The organism is Geodermatophilus sp. SYSU D00710, from assembly GCF_054050195.1.
Genome location: NZ_JBJGYX010000040.1, coordinates 1 through 16,414 on the forward strand (window position 1 = coordinate 1; position 16,414 = coordinate 16,414).

At 75.4% G+C, this 16,414-nt stretch carries 17 protein-coding genes; 15 read left to right on the forward strand and 2 right to left on the reverse strand.

What is annotated here, in order from left to right:
• Positions 1-163 precede the first annotated feature (163 nt).
• Genes aroC through nusB form a run of 7 tightly spaced genes read left to right on the forward strand, consistent with a single transcriptional unit; the run spans position 164 to position 5,480 of the window.
• Positions 164-1,342: a chorismate synthase gene (aroC, locus tag ACI78U_RS17085; RefSeq protein WP_456876580.1), complete on the forward strand. Its 1,179-nt coding sequence runs from the start codon at positions 164-166 to the stop codon at positions 1,340-1,342.
• Positions 1,339-1,872: a shikimate kinase gene (locus tag ACI78U_RS17090; RefSeq protein ID WP_456876581.1), complete on the forward strand. Its 534-nt coding sequence runs from the start codon at positions 1,339-1,341 to the stop codon at positions 1,870-1,872. The genes aroC and ACI78U_RS17090 overlap by 4 nt, the downstream gene beginning before the upstream one ends.
• The gene (gene aroB / locus ACI78U_RS17095) at positions 1,869-2,924 is read left to right on the forward strand and encodes a 3-dehydroquinate synthase (protein WP_456876582.1); all 1,056 of its coding nucleotides are present in this window, start codon (positions 1,869-1,871) and stop codon (positions 2,922-2,924) included. The genes ACI78U_RS17090 and aroB overlap by 4 nt, the downstream gene beginning before the upstream one ends.
• On the forward strand, positions 2,921-3,355 hold the full coding sequence (aroQ, locus tag ACI78U_RS17100; protein ID WP_456876583.1) for a type II 3-dehydroquinate dehydratase: 435 nt from the start codon (positions 2,921-2,923) through the stop codon (positions 3,353-3,355). Before aroB ends, aroQ begins: the two co-directional genes overlap by 4 nt.
• Positions 3,352-4,470 (forward strand): M24 family metallopeptidase, encoded by a 1,119-nt coding sequence (locus ACI78U_RS17105; RefSeq protein ID WP_456876584.1) that lies wholly within the window; start codon positions 3,352-3,354, stop codon positions 4,468-4,470. The genes aroQ and ACI78U_RS17105 overlap by 4 nt, the downstream gene beginning before the upstream one ends.
• A complete protein-coding gene (gene efp, locus ACI78U_RS17110) occupies positions 4,471-5,031 on the forward strand; it encodes an elongation factor P (protein ID WP_456876585.1) in 561 nt (186 codons plus the stop codon).
• A 35-nt stretch (positions 5,032-5,066) separates the two neighbouring features.
• Entirely contained in the window at positions 5,067-5,480 is a 414-nt protein-coding gene (gene nusB / locus ACI78U_RS17115) for a transcription antitermination factor NusB (protein WP_456876586.1), read from the forward strand.
• 9 nt (positions 5,481-5,489) lie between these two features.
• On the opposite strand, the gene ACI78U_RS17120 is transcribed toward nusB, so the two are convergent.
• The gene (locus ACI78U_RS17120; RefSeq protein WP_456876587.1) at positions 5,490-5,639 is read right to left on the reverse strand and encodes a hypothetical protein; all 150 of its coding nucleotides are present in this window, start codon (positions 5,637-5,639) and stop codon (positions 5,490-5,492) included.
• A gap of 176 nt (positions 5,640-5,815) precedes the next feature.
• The gene (bldD, locus tag ACI78U_RS17125; protein ID WP_456876588.1) at positions 5,816-6,355 is read right to left on the reverse strand and encodes a transcriptional regulator BldD; all 540 of its coding nucleotides are present in this window, start codon (positions 6,353-6,355) and stop codon (positions 5,816-5,818) included.
• 233 nt (positions 6,356-6,588) lie between these two features.
• On the opposite strand from bldD, the gene pyrR reads away from it, so the two are divergent.
• The 8 genes from pyrR to ACI78U_RS17165 are packed head-to-tail and all read left to right on the forward strand — an operon-like array spanning position 6,589 to position 16,295.
• On the forward strand, positions 6,589-7,170 hold the full coding sequence (gene pyrR, locus ACI78U_RS17130; RefSeq protein WP_456876589.1) for a bifunctional pyr operon transcriptional regulator/uracil phosphoribosyltransferase PyrR: 582 nt from the start codon (positions 6,589-6,591) through the stop codon (positions 7,168-7,170).
• Entirely contained in the window at positions 7,167-8,087 is a 921-nt protein-coding gene (locus tag ACI78U_RS17135) for an aspartate carbamoyltransferase catalytic subunit (RefSeq protein ID WP_456876590.1), read from the forward strand. Before pyrR ends, ACI78U_RS17135 begins: the two co-directional genes overlap by 4 nt.
• A complete protein-coding gene (locus ACI78U_RS17140; protein ID WP_456876591.1) occupies positions 8,084-9,370 on the forward strand; it encodes a dihydroorotase in 1,287 nt (428 codons plus the stop codon). Before ACI78U_RS17135 ends, ACI78U_RS17140 begins: the two co-directional genes overlap by 4 nt.
• A complete protein-coding gene (gene carA / locus ACI78U_RS17145; RefSeq protein ID WP_456876592.1) occupies positions 9,367-10,473 on the forward strand; it encodes a glutamine-hydrolyzing carbamoyl-phosphate synthase small subunit in 1,107 nt (368 codons plus the stop codon). The genes ACI78U_RS17140 and carA overlap by 4 nt, the downstream gene beginning before the upstream one ends.
• Positions 10,473-13,766, forward strand: coding sequence for a carbamoyl-phosphate synthase large subunit (gene carB, locus ACI78U_RS17150; RefSeq protein WP_456876593.1), 3,294 nt, complete (start codon positions 10,473-10,475; stop codon positions 13,764-13,766). Before carA ends, carB begins: the two co-directional genes overlap by 1 nt.
• Positions 13,763-15,127: a dihydroorotate oxidase gene (locus ACI78U_RS17155; RefSeq protein ID WP_456876594.1), complete on the forward strand. Its 1,365-nt coding sequence runs from the start codon at positions 13,763-13,765 to the stop codon at positions 15,125-15,127. Before carB ends, ACI78U_RS17155 begins: the two co-directional genes overlap by 4 nt.
• Positions 15,124-16,008 (forward strand): orotidine-5'-phosphate decarboxylase, encoded by an 885-nt coding sequence (pyrF, locus tag ACI78U_RS17160; RefSeq protein ID WP_456876595.1) that lies wholly within the window; start codon positions 15,124-15,126, stop codon positions 16,006-16,008. The genes ACI78U_RS17155 and pyrF overlap by 4 nt, the downstream gene beginning before the upstream one ends.
• Positions 16,005-16,295, forward strand: coding sequence for a hypothetical protein (locus ACI78U_RS17165; RefSeq protein WP_456876596.1), 291 nt, complete (start codon positions 16,005-16,007; stop codon positions 16,293-16,295). The genes pyrF and ACI78U_RS17165 overlap by 4 nt, the downstream gene beginning before the upstream one ends.
• The last annotated feature ends 119 nt before the right edge of the window (positions 16,296-16,414 follow it).

Below are 16,414 nucleotides of genomic sequence, written 5' to 3' on the forward strand. Positions count from 1 at the left end.
GGCGGGGGGTGGGGGGTTTGGGGGTGGCTTTTGGGGGGGTGAGACCGCGCTGGGCACGGGGGGGGGGGGGCCGCCGCACGATCAGGGACCCTGATCGTGGCGCACGACGCCGCGCACCACGCCCCGGGCGGGTCGCGGGCCCCCGGCTGGCAGAATCCGGGGCATGTTGCGCTGGCTGACCGCCGGTGAGTCGCACGGCCAGCAGCTCACCGCCATCCTCGAGGGCCTGCCCGCCGGCGTGCGGGTGCAGACCGCCGACCTCGACGCGGACCTGGCCCGCCGCCGGCTCGGTCACGGCCGCGGCGCGCGGATGTCCTTCGAGCAGGACGTCGTCACCCTCACCGGCGGGGTCCGGCACGGGCTGACCATGGGCGGCCCGATCGCGGTGCAGGTCGGCAACACCGAGTGGCCGAAGTGGACGACGGTCATGTCGGCCGACCCGGTCGACCCCGAGGTGCTCGCCGGGCAGGCGCGCAACGCCCCGCTCACCCGCCCGCGGCCCGGGCACGCCGACCTCGCCGGCATGCAGAAGTACGGCTTCGACGACGCCCGGCCGGTGCTCGAGCGGGCCAGCGCCCGCGAGACCGCCGCCCGCGTGGCGCTCGGCGCGATCGCGCGGGCCTTCCTCCGCCAGAGCCTCGGCGTGGAGGTGGTCAGCCACGTCGTCGGCATCGGCCCGGTCACCGTCCCCGACGGCGTGCTGCCCGGCCCGCAGGACAACCCGCGCATCGACGAGGACCCGGTCCGTTGCGCCGACCCGGCCACCAGCGGGGTCATGGTCGCCGAGGTCGACGACGCGCGGAAGAACGGCGACACCCTCGGCGGCGTCGTCGAGGTCGTCGTCCACGGGCTGCCGCCGGGCCTGGGCAGCCACGTGCACTGGGACCGCCGGCTGGACTCCCGCCTGGCCGCCGCGCTCATGGGCGTCCAGTCGGTCAAGGCGGTCGAGGTCGGCGACGGCCTGGAGACCGCCCGCCGCCGCGGCTCGGTCGCCCACGACGAGATCGTCAGCGACGACGGCCGGCTGCGGCGGGTCACCGACCGCGCCGGCGGCATCGAGGGCGGCATGACCAACGGCGAGGTGCTGCGGGTGCGCGCCGCGATGAAGCCGATCTCCACCGTGCCGCGGGCGCTGGCCACCGTCGACGTCGCCACCGGGGACGCCGCCGTGGCCATCAACCAGCGCAGCGACGCCTGCGCGGTGCCGCGCGGCTCGGTGGTGATGGAGGCGATGGTCGCCCTCGTGCTCGCCGACGCCGCGCTGGAGAAGTTCGGCGGCGACTCGGTGACCGAGACCGCCCGCAACGCGCGGGCCTACCTGGACGCGCTCCCGTACCGGTGACCGCACCCGCCCTGGTCCTGGTCGGCCCGCCGGCGTCGGGCAAGACGACCGTCGGGACGGCGGTGGCGGCCGCGCTCGGCCTGGCCTTCCGCGACACCGACGCCGACGTCGAGGCCGCGGCCGGCGCGCCCGTCGCCGACCTGTTCGTCACCCACGGCGAGGCGCACTTCCGGGCGCTGGAGGAGCAGGCGGTGGCTCGCGCGCTCGGGGAGCACGACGGTGTCCTCGCCCTCGGCGGCGGCGCGGTGCTCAGCCCGGCCAGCCGCGCGCTGCTGGTCGATTACGGCCGCGCCGGCGGCACCGTCGTGCACCTCGACGTCGACGTCCCCTCGGCCGCCCGGCGCGCCGGGCTGTCCCGCGACCGCCCGCTGCTGGCGGTCAACCCGCGGGCGGTGCTGCGCACCCTGCTCGAGCAGCGCGCCCCCCTCTACGCCGAGGTGGCCACCGCCGTCGTCCCCACCAGCGACCGCACCCCGGACGACGTCGTCGCCGACGTGCTGGCCGCGCTGCCCGCGGGAGCCGGCCGGTGAGGCGGGTGAGCGTCGCCGGGGAGCGGCCCTACGAGGTGGTCATCGGCCCCGGCGCGCAGGCCGAGCTCGGTGTGCTGCTGGCCGGCACGCCGAAGGCCGCCGTCGTGCACGCCCCGCCGCTGGCCGCGCTGGCCGGCGCCGCGGTCGAGACGCTGCAGACCGCCGGGGTGGCCGCCGAGGCCGTCGTCGTCCCCGACGGGGAGGCGGCCAAGACCGCCGCGGTCGCCGCAGCCGCGTGGGAGGAGTTCGGCCGGCTGGGCCTGACCCGCTCCGACGCCGTCGTCGGGGTCGGCGGGGGAGCGGTCACCGACCTGGCCGGCTTCCTCGCCGCCACCTGGGTGCGCGGCGTGCGCGTCGTGCACCTGCCGACCAGCGTGCTCGGCATGGTCGACGCCGCGGTCGGCGGCAAGACCGGCATCAACACCGGCGCGGGCAAGAACCTGGTCGGCGCCTTCCACCCGCCCGCGGGCGTGCTCGCCGACACCGACGTCCTCGCCGGGCTCCCCGAGGCGGAGTTCCGCGCCGGCCTGGCCGAGGTGGTCAAGTGCGGGTTCATCGCCGACGCGGCGATCCTCGACCTGCTCGAGGCCGACCCGACCGGCCGCCGCGACACCGCGGAGCTCGTCGAGCGCAGCGTGGCGGTGAAGGCCGAGGCGGTCGGCCAGGACCTGTTCGACACCGGCGTCCGGGAGTTCCTCAACTACGGCCACACCCTCGGCCACGCCGTCGAGCGGGTCGAGGACTTCGCCTGGCGGCACGGCGAGGCGGTCGCCGTCGGGCTGGTCTTCGCCGCCGAGCTCGGCGTGCAGGCCGGGCGCCTGTCGCGCGCCGAGGCCGACCGGCACCGGGAGCTGCTCACCGCCATGGGCCTGCCCACCCGCTACCGCGGCGACTGGGCGGCGCTGCAGGCGGTGATGCGGGTGGACAAGAAGGCCCGCGGGGCGACGCTGCGCTTCGTCGTCCTCGACGGGATCGGCAGCCCGGGGATCCTCACCGACCCCGATCCGGCGTGGCTGGACGCGGCGTGGGCCGCAGTTGTGGAGGACGCGTGACGGTCCAGGTCCTGAACGGCCCCAACCTCGGCCGGCTCGGCACCCGCGAGCCCGAGGTCTACGGGACGACGACGTACGCGCAGCTCGTCGAGCTGCTCGAGAAGGCCGGGCACGAGCTCGGGATGGAGGTGCGGGTCCGGCAGACCGACGACGAGGCCGAGATGCTGCGCTGGGTCCACGAGGCCACCGACGCCGGGGACCCGGTCGTGGTCAACCCGGCGGCGTGGTCGCACACCTCCGTCGCGCTGCACGACGCGCTCGCCGCGCTCGGTGCGCCGCTCGTGGAGGTCCACATCAGCAACATCCACAAGCGCGAGCCCTTCCGGCACCACTCCCACGTCTCCGCGGTGGCCGACGGCGTCATCGCGGGGCTCGGCATCGAGGGCTACGTGCTGGCGCTGCAGTGGCTCTCGCTGCGGGGCGCGAAGTGACCCGGGAGGCCGGGCGCCGCGACCGGCTGCGGGCGACGGCGGCCGAGCAGGGTCTGGACGCCGTCCTGGTCACCAACCTGCTCAACGTCCGCTACCTGACCGGGTTCACCGGCTCCAACGGCGCGCTGCTGCTGCGCACCGACGGCAGCTCGTCCGGGGGCGGGGACCTGTTCGGCACCGACGGCCGCTACACCACCCAGGCCGGCGCCCAGGTGCCCGACGTCGAGCTGCTGGTCGACCGCGGCACCGTGCCGGCGCTGGCGCAGGAGGCGGTGCGGCGGGGTGCGGGGCGGATCGGCTACGAGAGCCACGAGGTCACCGTCGACGGGCACGCCCAGCTGCAGCGGGTGCTCACCGACGCCGCCGACGGCGGCACGGTGCCCGAGCTGGTGTCGGTGCGCCGGGCGGTGGAGGCGCTGCGCGCGGTCAAGGACGACGACGAGGTCGACGCGCTGCGGCGGGCCTGCGCGGTGGCCGACCAGGCGCTGGCCGAGCTGGCCGCCGAGGGAGCGCTGCGGCCCGGGCGCACCGAGCTGGAGGTCGGCCGCGAGCTCGACGCGCGGATGCTGACCCTGGGGGCGGAGGCGCCGTCGTTCGAGACGATCGTGGCCGCGGGCGCCAACTCCGCCATCCCGCACCACCGGCCCGACCGCACGGTGCTGCGCGCGGGCGACCTCCTCAAGCTCGACTTCGGCGCGACCGTCGACGGCTACCACTCCGACATGACCCGCACGGTCGTGCTCGGGCACGCCGCCGACTGGCAGCGGGAGGTCTACGAGCTCGTGGCGGCGGCGCAGGCGGCCGGGCGGGCGGCGCTGGCCGTCGGCGCCGACGTCGTCGCCGTGGACGCCGCCTCCCGCGACGTCGTCGCCGCCGCCGGGCACGCCGAGCACTTCACCCACGGCCTCGGGCACGGCGTGGGCCTCGAGATCCACGAGGCGCCGTCCATCGGCCCGTCCGGCGCGGGTAGGCTGGCCGCCGGCATGGCCGTCACCGTGGAGCCCGGGGTCTACCTCCCCGGCCACGGCGGTGTCCGGATCGAGGACACGCTCGTCGTCACGGCGGACGCGCCCGAGTTGTTGACCCTCACGAGCAAGGAACTGCTGGTCCTCTAGATGGCTACCACCAACGACCTCAAGAACGGCATGGTCCTCAACCTCGACGGCCAGCTGTGGTCCGTCACCGAGTTCCAGCACGTCAAGCCCGGCAAGGGCGGCGCGTTCGTGCGGACGACGCTGAAGAACGTGCTCTCGGGCAAGGTCGTGGACAAGACCTTCAACGCCGGCACCAAGGTCGAGACCGCCACGGTCGACAAGCGGAACATGACCTACCTGTACAAGGACGGCACCGACTTCGTCTTCATGGACGGGGAGACCTTCGACCAGATCCACGTGCCGGCCGAGACCGTCGGCGGCGGGGCGGACTACCTGCTGGAGAACACCGAGGCCGTCGTCGCCGTCCACGAGGGCACGCCGCTCTACGTCGAGCTGCCGGTGACCCTCGAGCTCGTCGTCGAGCACACCGACCCGGGCCTGCAGGGCGACCGCTCCACCGGCGGCACGAAGCCGGCCACCCTGGAGACCGGCGCGCAGATCCAGGTGCCGCTGTTCGTCAACACCGGCGACCGGCTCAAGGTCGACACCCGCGACGGCCGCTACCTCGGCCGGGCCAACTGACCGCGCCGGCCGGCACCGCACCCCGGAGCCCCCGCATGGCCGCCCGCACCAAGGCGCGCAAGCGCGCCGTCGACGTCCTCTACGCGGCCGACCTGCGGGGCGCCGACGCGGTGGAGATGCTGCGGGAGCGCATCGCGCTCGCCGACCCGCCGGTGTCCGACCACACGGTCCGGCTGGTCGAGGGCGTCGCCGCGCACGCCCGGCGCATCGACGAGCTGATCGGGCAGCACGCCCGCGGGTGGTCGCTGGAGCGGCTGCCCGACGTCGACCGGGCGATCCTGCGGATGGCCGTGTTCGAGCTGCTGTGGGCCGACGACGTGCCCGACGCCGTCGTCATCGACGAGGCCGTGGAGCTCGCGCGGGCGCTGTCGACCGACGACTCGCCGGCCTACGTCAACGGCGTCCTCGGCGCCATCCTCGACACCGAGGTGCCCACGTCCTCGTCGTGAGGTGCGGCCTCAGGCGGCGCCGGCCACCCCGGCGGCGGCCAGCATCGCCGCCGCCCGCGCGCCGGCGTCGCGTCGCTGCGCCCGGCGCAGCGCGGCCCGGCGGCTGATGGCCAGCAGGGTCTCGCGGTCGGGCATCGGGACGGGCGGGACGGGGGTCACGGGTGCTCCTCGGGGTGCGCGTGGTCGGCACCGCCGACGCTAGGAGCACCCACCGACAGTCCCCGGCGCCCGGAGCCGGGCCGTGCACACACCGCGGTCGAGGAGCCCCGCCGGTCGCGCTGCGTGCACGTCCCGTCGGGAACGGGCCCCGGGAACGGGACCCGGGGACGGATCGGTCAGCGCGGGGCGCGCCGGCGGTCCCAGGCCTCGTCGTCGTCGGCAGCGGCGGCGCCCAGGCCGTCCATGCCGCCCGGGTTGAGCACGCCCCACTCGATGAGCCGGGTGGTGAGCTCGTCGGGGCTCATGTCGTAGATGATCGCCAGCGACTTGAGGTCCTCCGCGCGGATGGAGAGGACCTTGCCGTTGTAGTCGTGCCGCTGCGCCTGGATGGTCGAGGCGTACCGCGCCAGCGGCCCGGCCTCGTCGGCGGGCAGCGAGCCCAGCGACTCGAGGTTGAGCACGATCTTCGTCGTGGACGTGACGGCCGAGGAGGGGCGCGGGTCGGGCAGCAGCTCGGAGACCGGCACGCCGTAGAAGACCGCCAGCTCCGAGAGGCGCTGGACGGTCACCGCCCGGTCGCCGCGCTCGTAGGAGCCGACGACGACGGCCTTCCAGCGGCCGTGCGACTTGTCCTCCACGCCCTGCAGGGAGAGGCCCTGCTGGTTGCGGATCGCCCGCAGCCGGGCACCGAGGGCCCGCGAGTAGTCCGTGCTCATGCGTGTCTGCTCACTGTCCGTCGTCGGTGGGAGGGCTCGGTCGTCACGCAGCGTACTGGTTGGGCGGACGGGGCGACAGCGCATCCCTCATCCGGGGGGCATCCTGCTTCACGCACCGCCACCAGCGGAACCAGGACGTGCCCCGAGGGCCCTCCGGCGGCATGCAGTACGGTCTGTCCCGGTCCGATCCGCTCCTTTAACGACCCGTCCCGTGAGGCGGGGAAGGAGGCCTGATGGCCGGCTCGCGCGAGCCTGCTCCCAGCCGCACGTCCACCGCCGGTGTGCTGCTCACCCCCGCCGACGTCGCCCGCGTGGTCGACCGCATGGCGCACCAGCTGATCGAGAAGGCGGGCAACGACCTCGCCGACCTCGTGCTCGTCGGCATCCCGACCCGCGGCGCCCCGCTCGCCCGCCGCCTGGCCGCCCGCGTCGAGGCCTTCAGCGGCACGGCGGTCGACGCCGGCACCGTCGACATCACCCTCTACCGCGACGACCTGCGGCTGCGTGGCGTCCGGGCGCTGGAGGACACCGTCCTGCCCGAGCAGGGCATCGACGGCCGGCTGGTCGTCCTCGTCGACGACGTGCTGTTCTCCGGGCGCTCGGTGCGCGCGGCCCTCGACGCGCTGCGCGACCTCGGCCGGCCGCGGGCGGTCCAGCTCGCCGTCCTGGTCGACCGCGGCCACCGGGAGCTGCCCATCCGCGCCGACTACGTGGGCAAGAACGTGCCCACCTCGCGCGCCCAGACGGTGCGGGTGCACCTGACCGAGACCGACGGCACCGACGAGGTGCTGGTGACCGAGGGGGAGCGCCGGTGAAGCGGCACCTGCTGGAGGCGGCCGACCTCGACCGCGACGACGCCACGCTCGTCCTCGACACCGCCGCGCAGATCGACCAGGCGCTGGCCGGCCGCGAGGTCAAGAAGCTGCCCACGCTGCGCGGCCGCACGGTGGTCAACCTCTTCTTCGAGGACTCCACCCGCACCCGCATCTCCTTCGAGCTGGCGGCCAAGCGGCTCTCGGCCGACGTCATCAACTTCTCCGCCAAGGGCAGCAGCGTCTCCAAGGGCGAGAGCCTCAAGGACACCGCGCTGACGCTGGAGGCGATGGGCTCCGACGCGATCGTCGTCCGGCACTCGGCGTCCGGCGCACCGCACCGGCTGGCCGGCTGGGTGCGCGGCAGCGTGGTCAACGCCGGCGACGGCACCCACGAGCACCCCACCCAGGCGCTGCTGGACGCCTACACGATCCGGCGCCGGCTGGGCCGCCTCGACGGCGTCCGGGTGGCGGTCGTCGGCGACGTCCTGCACAGCCGGGTGGCCCGGTCGAACGTGTGGCTGCTGACGACGCTCGGCGCGGAGGTGACCCTGGTCGCGCCGCCCACCCTGCTGCCGGTGGGCGTGGGCTCCTGGCCGGTGGAGGTCTCCTACGACCTCGACGCGGTGCTGCCCAAGGCCGACGCGGTCATGATGCTGCGGGTCCAGGCCGAGCGGATGAACGCCTCGTTCTTCCCCAGCGCGCGGGAGTACAGCCGCCGCTACGGCCTCGACGCCCGCCGGATGGCGGCGCTGTCCGACGACGCGATCGTCATGCACCCCGGCCCGATGAACCGGGGCATGGAGATCGCCGCCGACGTCGCCGACTCGGTCCGCTCGACCATCGTCGAGCAGGTCGGCAACGGCGTCTCCGTCCGCATGGCCGTGCTCTACCTGCTGCTCGGAGGAACGTCCTCGTGACCACACTGATCAAGGGGGCGCGCGTCCTGGGCGGCGACCCCGCCGACCTGCTGCTCAGGGACGGCCGGATCGCCGCGGTCGGCGACCGGCTCTCGGCGCCCGGCGCCACCGTCGTCGACGCCGACGGGCTGGTCGCGCTGCCCGGCCTGGTCGACCTGCACACCCACCTGCGCGAGCCCGGCCGCGAGGACGCCGAGACCGTCGAGACCGGCAGCCGCGCGGCGGCCCTGGGCGGGTTCACCGCGGTGCACGCGATGGCCAACACCGACCCGGTCGCTGACACCGCCGGCGTCGTCGAGCAGGTGTGGCGCCTCGGCCAGGAGGCCGGCCTGGTCGACGTCGTCCCGGTGGGCGCGGTGACCGTCGGGCTGCGCGGCGAGCGGCTGGCTGAGCTCGGCGCGATGGCCGACTCCGCCGCCCGCGTGCGGGTCTTCTCCGACGACGGGCAGTGCGTCGCCGATCCCGCGCTCATGCGGCGGGCGCTGGAGTACGTCAAGGCCTTCGACGGCGTGGTCGCCCAGCACGCCGAGGAGCCGCGGCTGACCGCCGGCGCGCAGATGAACGAGGGCGACCGCTCCGCGCGGCTGGGCCTCACCGGCTGGCCGGCCGCCGCCGAGGAGGCGGTCATCGCCCGCGACGTGCTGTTGGCCGGCCACGTCGGCGCCCGGCTGCACGTCTGCCACGTCTCGACCGCCGGCTCGGTGGAGATCCTGCGGTGGGCGCGGTCGCGCGGGGTGCAGGTGACCGCCGAGGTCACCCCGCACCACCTGCTGCTCACCGAGGCCTGCGCCGAGACCTACGACCCGGTGTTCAAGGTCAACCCGCCGCTGCGCACCGACGAGGACGTGCAGGCCCTCCGCGCCGGGCTGGCCGACGGCACGATCGACGCCGTCGCCACAGACCACGCCCCGCACGCGGTGGAGGACAAGGAGAGCGAGTGGGCGCAGGCCCGGCCCGGGATGCTCGGGCTGGAGCAGGCGCTGTCGGTCGTCGTCGAGGCGCTGGTGGAGCCCGGCCTGCTCGACTGGGCCGGCGTCGCCGACCGCCTGTCGGTCCGCCCCGCGGCCATCGGCCGCCTGGCCGGCCACGGGCGCCCGATCGCGCCCGGCGAGCCGGCCAACCTGCTGCTGCTCGACCCCGCCGCCCGGGTGACCGTCGACCCGGCCGCGCTGGCCAGCCGCAGCCGCAACAGCCCCTACGCCGGCCGGGAGCTGCCCGGCCGGGTGGTCGCCACGTTCCTGCGGGGCGAGGCGACCGTGCTCGACGGGAAGGCGCAGAAGTGACCCAGGCGATCCTCGTGCTCGAGGACGGGCGGACGTTCCGCGGCGAGGCCTACGGCAAGGTCGGCACGACGGTCGGCGAGGCGGTGTTCGCCACCGGGATGACCGGCTACCAGGAGACGCTGACCGACCCCAGCTACGCCGGCCAGATCGTCACCATGACCGCCCCGCACGTGGGCAACACCGGGGTCAACGACGAGGACGACGAGAGCCGCCGCATGTGGGTGGCCGGGTTCGTCGTCCGCGACCCCGCCCGCCGCCCGGCCAACTGGCGGGCCACCGGCAGTCTCGACGACGAGCTCGCCGACCAGGGCGTCGTCGGCATCAGCGGCATCGACACCCGCGCCCTCACCCGCCACCTGCGCGAGCGCGGCGCGATGCGGGCCGGGATCAGCAGCGAGTCCACCGACCCCGACGCGCTGCTCGCCCGGGTGCGTGCCGCCGAGGGCATGGTCGGTGCCGACCTCGCGCCGCACGTGAGCACCCGCGAGCCCTACGTCGTCCCGGCGGTGGGGGAGCGGCGGTTCACCGTCGCCGCGCTCGACCTCGGCATCAAGAGCGCCACCCCGCGGCACCTGGCCGCCCTCGGCGTCGAGACCCACGTGCTGCCGGCGACGGCGACGGCGGAGGACCTGCTCGCGCACGGCTCCGACGGCGTCTTCCTCTCCAACGGCCCGGGCGACCCGGCGGCGGCCGACTACGCGGTGGCGGCCGTGCGGGGCGTGCTCGACGCCGGCCGGCCGCTGTTCGGCATCTGCTTCGGCAACCAGATCCTCGGCCGGGCGCTGGGCCTGGGCACCTACAAGCTGCGCTTCGGCCACCGCGGCCTGAACCAGCCGGTGCTCGACCGGGTCAGCGGCACCGTCCGCGTCACCAGCCACAACCACGGCTTCGCCGTCGACGCGCCGCTGGACCGGCCCACCGACACCCCCTACGGCCGGGTCGAGGTCAGCCACGTGGGCCTCAACGACGACGTCGTCGAGGGGCTGCGGCTGCTCGACGCCCCGGCGTTCAGCGTCCAGTTCCACCCGGAGTCCGCGGCCGGGCCGCACGACGCCGCGCCGCTGTTCGAGCGGTTCGTCGACCTGATGGGGGAGGCCCGCTGATGCCCCGGCGCACCGACATCTCGCACGTCCTGGTCATCGGGTCCGGGCCGATCCTCATCGGCCAGGCCGCGGAGTTCGACTACTCCGGCACCCAGGCCTGCCGCGTGCTGCGCGCCGAGGGGCTGCGGGTCAGCCTGGTCAACAGCAACCCGGCGACGATCATGACCGACCCCGAGGTCGCCGACGCCACCTACGTCGAGCCGCTGACGCCGGAGTTCGTCGAGCGGGTCATCGCCCGCGAGCGCCCCGACGCGCTGCTGGCCACCCTCGGCGGGCAGACGGCGCTCAACATCGCCATCGGCCTGTACCAGAACGGCACCCTCGACCGGTACGGCGTGCGGCTCATCGGCGCCGACGTCGACGCGATCAACCGCGGCGAGGACCGGCAGCTGTTCAAGGACATCGTCCGCTCGGTCGGCGCCGACGCCCCGCGCTCGCGGGTCTGCTCGACCGTCGAGGAGGCGCTGGAGACCGCCGCCGAGGTCGGCTACCCGGTCGTCGTCCGCCCGTCGTTCACCATGGGCGGGCTGGGCTCGGGCTTCGCCACCGACGAGCCGATGCTGCGGCGGATGGCCGCCCACGGGCTGGCCGACTCCCCGGTGCACACCGTCCTGGTCGAGGAGTCGGTGCTCGGCTGGAAGGAGTACGAGCTCGAGCTCATGCGCGACCGCAGCGACAACGTGGTCGTCGTCTGCTCGATCGAGAACGTCGACGCGATGGGCGTGCACACCGGCGACTCGGTCACCGTCGCGCCGGCGATGACCCTCACCGACGTCGAGTACCAGCGGATGCGCGACGTCGGCATCGCGGTGCTGCGCGAGGTCGGCGTCGACACCGGCGGCTGCAACATCCAGTTCGCGGTCAACCCGGCCGACGGGCGGCTGGTCGTCATCGAGATGAACCCGCGGGTGTCGCGGTCGTCGGCGCTTGCGTCGAAGGCCACCGGCTTCCCGATCGCCAAGATCGCCGCGAAGCTGGCCATCGGCTACACGCTCGACGAGATCACCAACGACATCACCGGCGTGACCCCGGCGTCGTTCGAGCCGGCGCTGGACTACGTCGTCGTCAAGATCCCGCGGTTCGCGTTCGAGAAGTTCCCCGGCGCCGACCCGCGGCTGACCACCACGATGAAGAGCGTCGGCGAGGTCATGGCGCTGGGCCGCAACTTCCCCGAGGCGCTGGGCAAGGCGATGCGGTCCACCGAGACGGCGGTGGCCGGCTTCTGGACCGGCCCGCCGGACCCGCGGACCGCCGACGAGCTGCTCGAGGCGCTGCGCACCCCCGTCGACGGCCGGCTGTACCTCGCCGAGCAGGCGCTCGCCGCGGGCGCGACCGTCGAGCAGGTGGCCGAGGCCAGCGGCTTCGACCCGTGGTTCGTCGACCAGGTCGCGCTGGTGCGCGAGGTGGGGGAGCAGGTGCGCGACGCGCCGGCGCTCACCCCCGAGCTGCTGCGGCGGGCCAAGCGGCACGGGCTCTCGGACCGGCAGGTCGCCGCGCTGCGGCCGGAGCTCGCCGGTGAGGACGGCGTCCGGGTGCTGCGCTGGCGCCTGGGCATCCGGCCGGTGTTCAAGACCGTGGACACCTGCGCCGCCGAGTTCGCCGCCCGCACGCCCTACCACTACTCGTCCTACGACGAGGAGACCGAGGTCGAGCCGCGCGAGCGCCCCGCGGTGCTCATCCTCGGCTCGGGGCCCAACCGCATCGGCCAGGGCATCGAGTTCGACTACTCCTGCGTGCACGCGGTCATGGCGCTGCAGGACGCCGGCTACGAGGCCGTGATGGTCAACTGCAACCCCGAGACCGTCTCCACCGACTACGACACCGCCGACCGGCTGTACTTCGAGCCGCTGACCTTCGAGGACGTCCTCGAGGTGGTCGAGGCCGAGCGGGCGGCCGGCCCGGTGGCCGGGGTGGTCTGCACCCTCGGCGGGCAGACGCCACTGGGCCTCGCGCAGCGGCTCAAGGACGCCGGGGTGCCGGTGCTGGGCACCTCGCCCGAGGCCATCGACGACGCCGAGGACCGCGGCGCGTTCTCCCGGGTGCTCGCCGACGCCCGCCTCCGTGCGCCCGAGCACGGGACCGCCACCACGTTCGCCGAGGCCCGGCAGATCGCCGCGGCGATCGGCTACCCGGTGCTGGTGCGCCCGTCCTACGTCCTCGGCGGGCGCGGCATGGAGATCGTCTACGACGACGCCACGCTCGAGGCCTACATCGCCAAGGCCACCGACGTCAGCCCCGCCCACCCGGTGCTGGTCGACCGGTTCCTCGAGGACGCCGTCGAGATCGACGTCGACGCGCTCCACGACGGCTCCGAGCTCTACCTCGGCGGGGTCATGGAGCACATCGAGGAGGCCGGCATCCACTCCGGCGACTCCGCGTGCGCGCTGCCGCCGATCACCCTGGGCACCGAGGACCTGGCGAAGATCCGCACCGCCACGGCGGCGCTGGCCACCCGGATCGGCGTGCGCGGGTTGCTGAACGTGCAGTACGCGCTCAAGGACGACGTGCTGTACGTGCTGGAGGCCAACCCGCGGGCGTCGCGGACGGTGCCGTTCGTCTCCAAGGCGACCGCCGTGCCCCTGGCCAAGGCCGCGGCCCGGATCGCGGTGGGGGAGAGCATCGCCGACCTGCGCGCCGCGGGCGTGCTCCCGGCCGCCGGCGACGGCGTCGAGCTCTCCGAGCGCGCGCCGATCGCGGTGAAGGAGGCGGTGCTGCCCTTCCACCGGTTCCGCACCGTCGACGGCCACGGGGTCGACACCGTGCTCGGCCCGGAGATGAAGTCCACCGGCGAGGTCATGGGCCTCGACGACGGCTTCGGCACCGCCTTCGCCAAGTCGCAGGTCGCCTCCTACGGTCCGCTGCCCACGTCGGGGACGGTGTTCGTCTCGCTGGCCAACCGGGACAAGCGGGCCGCGGTGTTCCCGGTCAAGCGGCTGGCCGACCTCGGCTTCCGCGTGCTCGCCACGGCCGGCACCGCGCAGGTGCTGCGCCGCAACGGTGTCGAGTGCGAGGTGGTCGGCAAGTACAGCGAGGGCCCGGGCAACTGCGTGGAGCGGATCCTCGCCGGCGACGTCGACATCGTCGTCAACACGCCGTTCGGGTCGCCCGGCAACAGCGGGCCGCGGCTGGACGGCTACGAGATCCGCACCGCCGCCGTCGCCGTCGACATCCCGTGCATCACCACCGTGCAGGGGATGGCCGCGGCGGTGCAGGGCGTCGAGGCGCTGCGCCGCGGCGGGCTCGGGGTGCGCAGCCTGCAGGAGGTCCACGCGGCGCTGTCCCCGCGCCCATGAGCGGCCTTTGTCGCGACAAAGGCACCTCCTGGGGCGTCGTCGGGCGGGTGCGCGACGACCTCGCCGCCCGCGGGCTGCTCGACGGGCTGCCCGCCGCCTTCCTCGCCGGGGTCACCCGGTTCGCCGCGCCGCCGGCCGCGGAGCTCGCGGCGCTGCGGGCCGGCGCCGAGGACCTGGCCGGCCGGCTGGCCGCGGGGGAGGCCGGCGACGCCGACCTGCCGCTGCTCACCCGCGTGCTCGTCCTCGCCGGGCACGGCGGGCTGCTGGCGGCGCACGGGGTCCGGACGCCCTCCTACGACGTGCTGCGCTCCTACCGGGAGAACCTCACGACGCCGGTCGGCCCGCGGCTGGCCGAGCGCCCGCGCGCGGGGGACCGCCGCTGGCGGGTGCTCGGCCGTGACGTCGGCTTCCCGGTCGGGGTGCCCTCGTGCGTGCTCAACGGCGGCGAGGAGTGGGTGCGCTACCACGCCCGCAACGGCTTCAGCGTGCTCACCTACAAGACGGTGCGCAGCCGCGCGCACGAGCCCAACGCCCAGCCGAACTGGACCTTCGCCCCCCGGCCCGGGGCCGAGGTCGTGGTGTCCGACCCGTGGGACTGGATCCCGCCGGGCGACCCGGAGGTCAGCACGGTGAACTCCTTCGGGGTGCCCTCCCCGGCGCCGGAGGAGTGGATGCCCGACCTCGAGCGGTCGCTGGCCGCCGTCGACGAGGACCAGCTGCTGCTGGTCAGCGTCATGGGGGAGGGCGACGGGCCGGCGCTGGCGGCCGACTTCGCCCGGACCGCGCGGCTGGCCGAGGAGGCCGGCGCGACCGTGGTGGAGCTCAACCTCTCCTGCCCGAACACGCTCACCGCGTCCCCCGACGGCGTGAAGCCGCCGCTGTGCCTCGACGCCGACGCCACCGTCGCGGTGGTCGAGGCGGTGCGCCGCGAGCTCGACGACCGCACCGGCCTGGTCGCCAAGCTCTCCTGGCTCGACGAGGACCGGCTCGCCGCGCTGGTGCCCCGGCTGGCGCCGCTGGTCGACGGCGTCGCGGGCATCAACACGGTGCAGACCCGCGTGGTGCGCCGCGACGGCGGGCCGACGTTCCCCGGCCGGGCCCTGGCCGGGCTGTCGGGGGCGGCGGTCCGCGGGCGCGCCCTGGACCTCACCCGCCGGCTGGTCGGGCTGCGCGAGGCCGGCGGGTGGGGCTTCAGCGTGCTGGCGATGGGCGGGGTGACCGACCCGGCGTCGTTCGCGGCGCTGCACGCGGCCGGCGCCGACGCGGTGCAGTCGGCGGCCGGTGCCTTCGCCGACCCGTTCCTCGCCCGCGACTGCATCGCCGCGTACGGCGACACCCTGCCGCGGTCGGTGCCGCGGTGACGGGGACCGAGCCGTTCGGGCGGCGCCTCGCCGACGCCGTCGCCGCCCGCGGGCCGCTGTGCGTCGGCCTCGACCCGCACGCCGGGCTGCTGGAGCGCTGGGGCCTGCCCGACGACCCCGGCGGGCTGGCCCGCTTCACCGACGCCGTCGTCGACGCGCTCGCCGGCCAGGTGGCGGTGCTCAAGCCGCAGTCGGCCTTCTACGAGCGGCACGGCTCGCGTGGGCTGGCGGTCCTCGAGGACGCCGTCGCCCGGGCCCGCGCGGCCGGGGCGCTGGTGCTGCTCGACGCCAAGCGCGGCGACATCGGCTCCACGATGGACGCCTACGCCGACGTGCTGCGCCCGGAGCACCCGTGCGCGGTCGACGCGCTCACCGTCAGCCCCTTCCTCGGCCCCGGCTCCCTGCAGCCGGCCGTGGACACCGCGCGGCTCACCGGCGGCGGGCTGTTCGTGCTGGCCCGCACCTCCAACCCCGACGCCGGCACGCTCCAGCACGCGCGGGTGGGGGAGCGGTCGGTGGCGCAGGTCGTCGTCGACGCCGTCCGCGGCTGGAACACCCCCGGCTGGGTCGTCGGCGACCCGCTGCCCGACCCCGGCGCGGTGCGGGACGTCGCCGGACGCTGGGGCGCGGCGACGGGGTCCTTCGGCGTCGTCGTCGGCGCCACCCTGCGCGACCTCGACGTCGACCTCGACGGGCTCGGCGGCCCGGTGCTCGCCCCCGGCCTCGGCGCGCAGGGCGGCACGGTGGCCGACCTGCGGCGGCTGTTCGGGCAGGATCGCGCCGTGCTCCCCACCGTCTCCCGCGACGTGCTCGCCGCCGGGCCGGACCCGGCCGCGCTGCGGGCCGCCGCCGCCCGCTGGACCGAGGAGCTGACCGCGTGAGGCAGGGCCCGGCGTCGGCGCTGCTGGTGGCGGGAGCCCTGCTGGTCTCCGGCGTCGGGCTGTTCTGGCGGGCGGACACGGGGCCCGTGGGCGTCCCGTACGGGGGCAGCTACGCCTACGCGCCCCTGACGCCCGCCGACGCCTACGGGAGCACCCTGACGCCGACCGCCGGCGGGGTGGTCACCTGGACGACCGGGCACCTGGCCGGCATCGGGCTGGCCGTCCTCGGTGCGGTGGTGCTCGCCGCGGCCGGCGGGTGGGCGCTGGGCCGCCGGTCGGCCCGCTGAGTCCCAGCCCCCCGGCGTGTCGTGTTCCGCGTGTCTCGCGCGATGCATGCGGACCTAATACGTTCCGTATACTTTCTGACCTGCGGGTCTCACGGACCGTCACACGGCCGGTGGACGGA

Bases quoted from the DNA above. Each gene is read 5' to 3' on its own strand.
- bldD (WP_456876588.1), bottom strand. From the start codon at position 6,355: ATGAGCACGGACTACTCGCGGGCCCTCGGTGCCCGGCTGCGGGCGATC.
- carB (WP_456876593.1), top strand. From the start codon at position 10,473: ATGCCCCGGCGCACCGACATCTCGCACGTCCTGGTCATCGGGTCCGGG.
- pyrR (WP_456876589.1), top strand. From the start codon at position 6,589: ATGGCCGGCTCGCGCGAGCCTGCTCCCAGCCGCACGTCCACCGCCGGT.
- aroC (WP_456876580.1), top strand. From the start codon at position 164: ATGTTGCGCTGGCTGACCGCCGGTGAGTCGCACGGCCAGCAGCTCACC.
- ACI78U_RS17155 (WP_456876594.1), top strand. From the start codon at position 13,763: ATGAGCGGCCTTTGTCGCGACAAAGGCACCTCCTGGGGCGTCGTCGGG.
- nusB (WP_456876586.1), top strand. From the start codon at position 5,067: ATGGCCGCCCGCACCAAGGCGCGCAAGCGCGCCGTCGACGTCCTCTAC.
- efp (WP_456876585.1), top strand. From the start codon at position 4,471: ATGGCTACCACCAACGACCTCAAGAACGGCATGGTCCTCAACCTCGAC.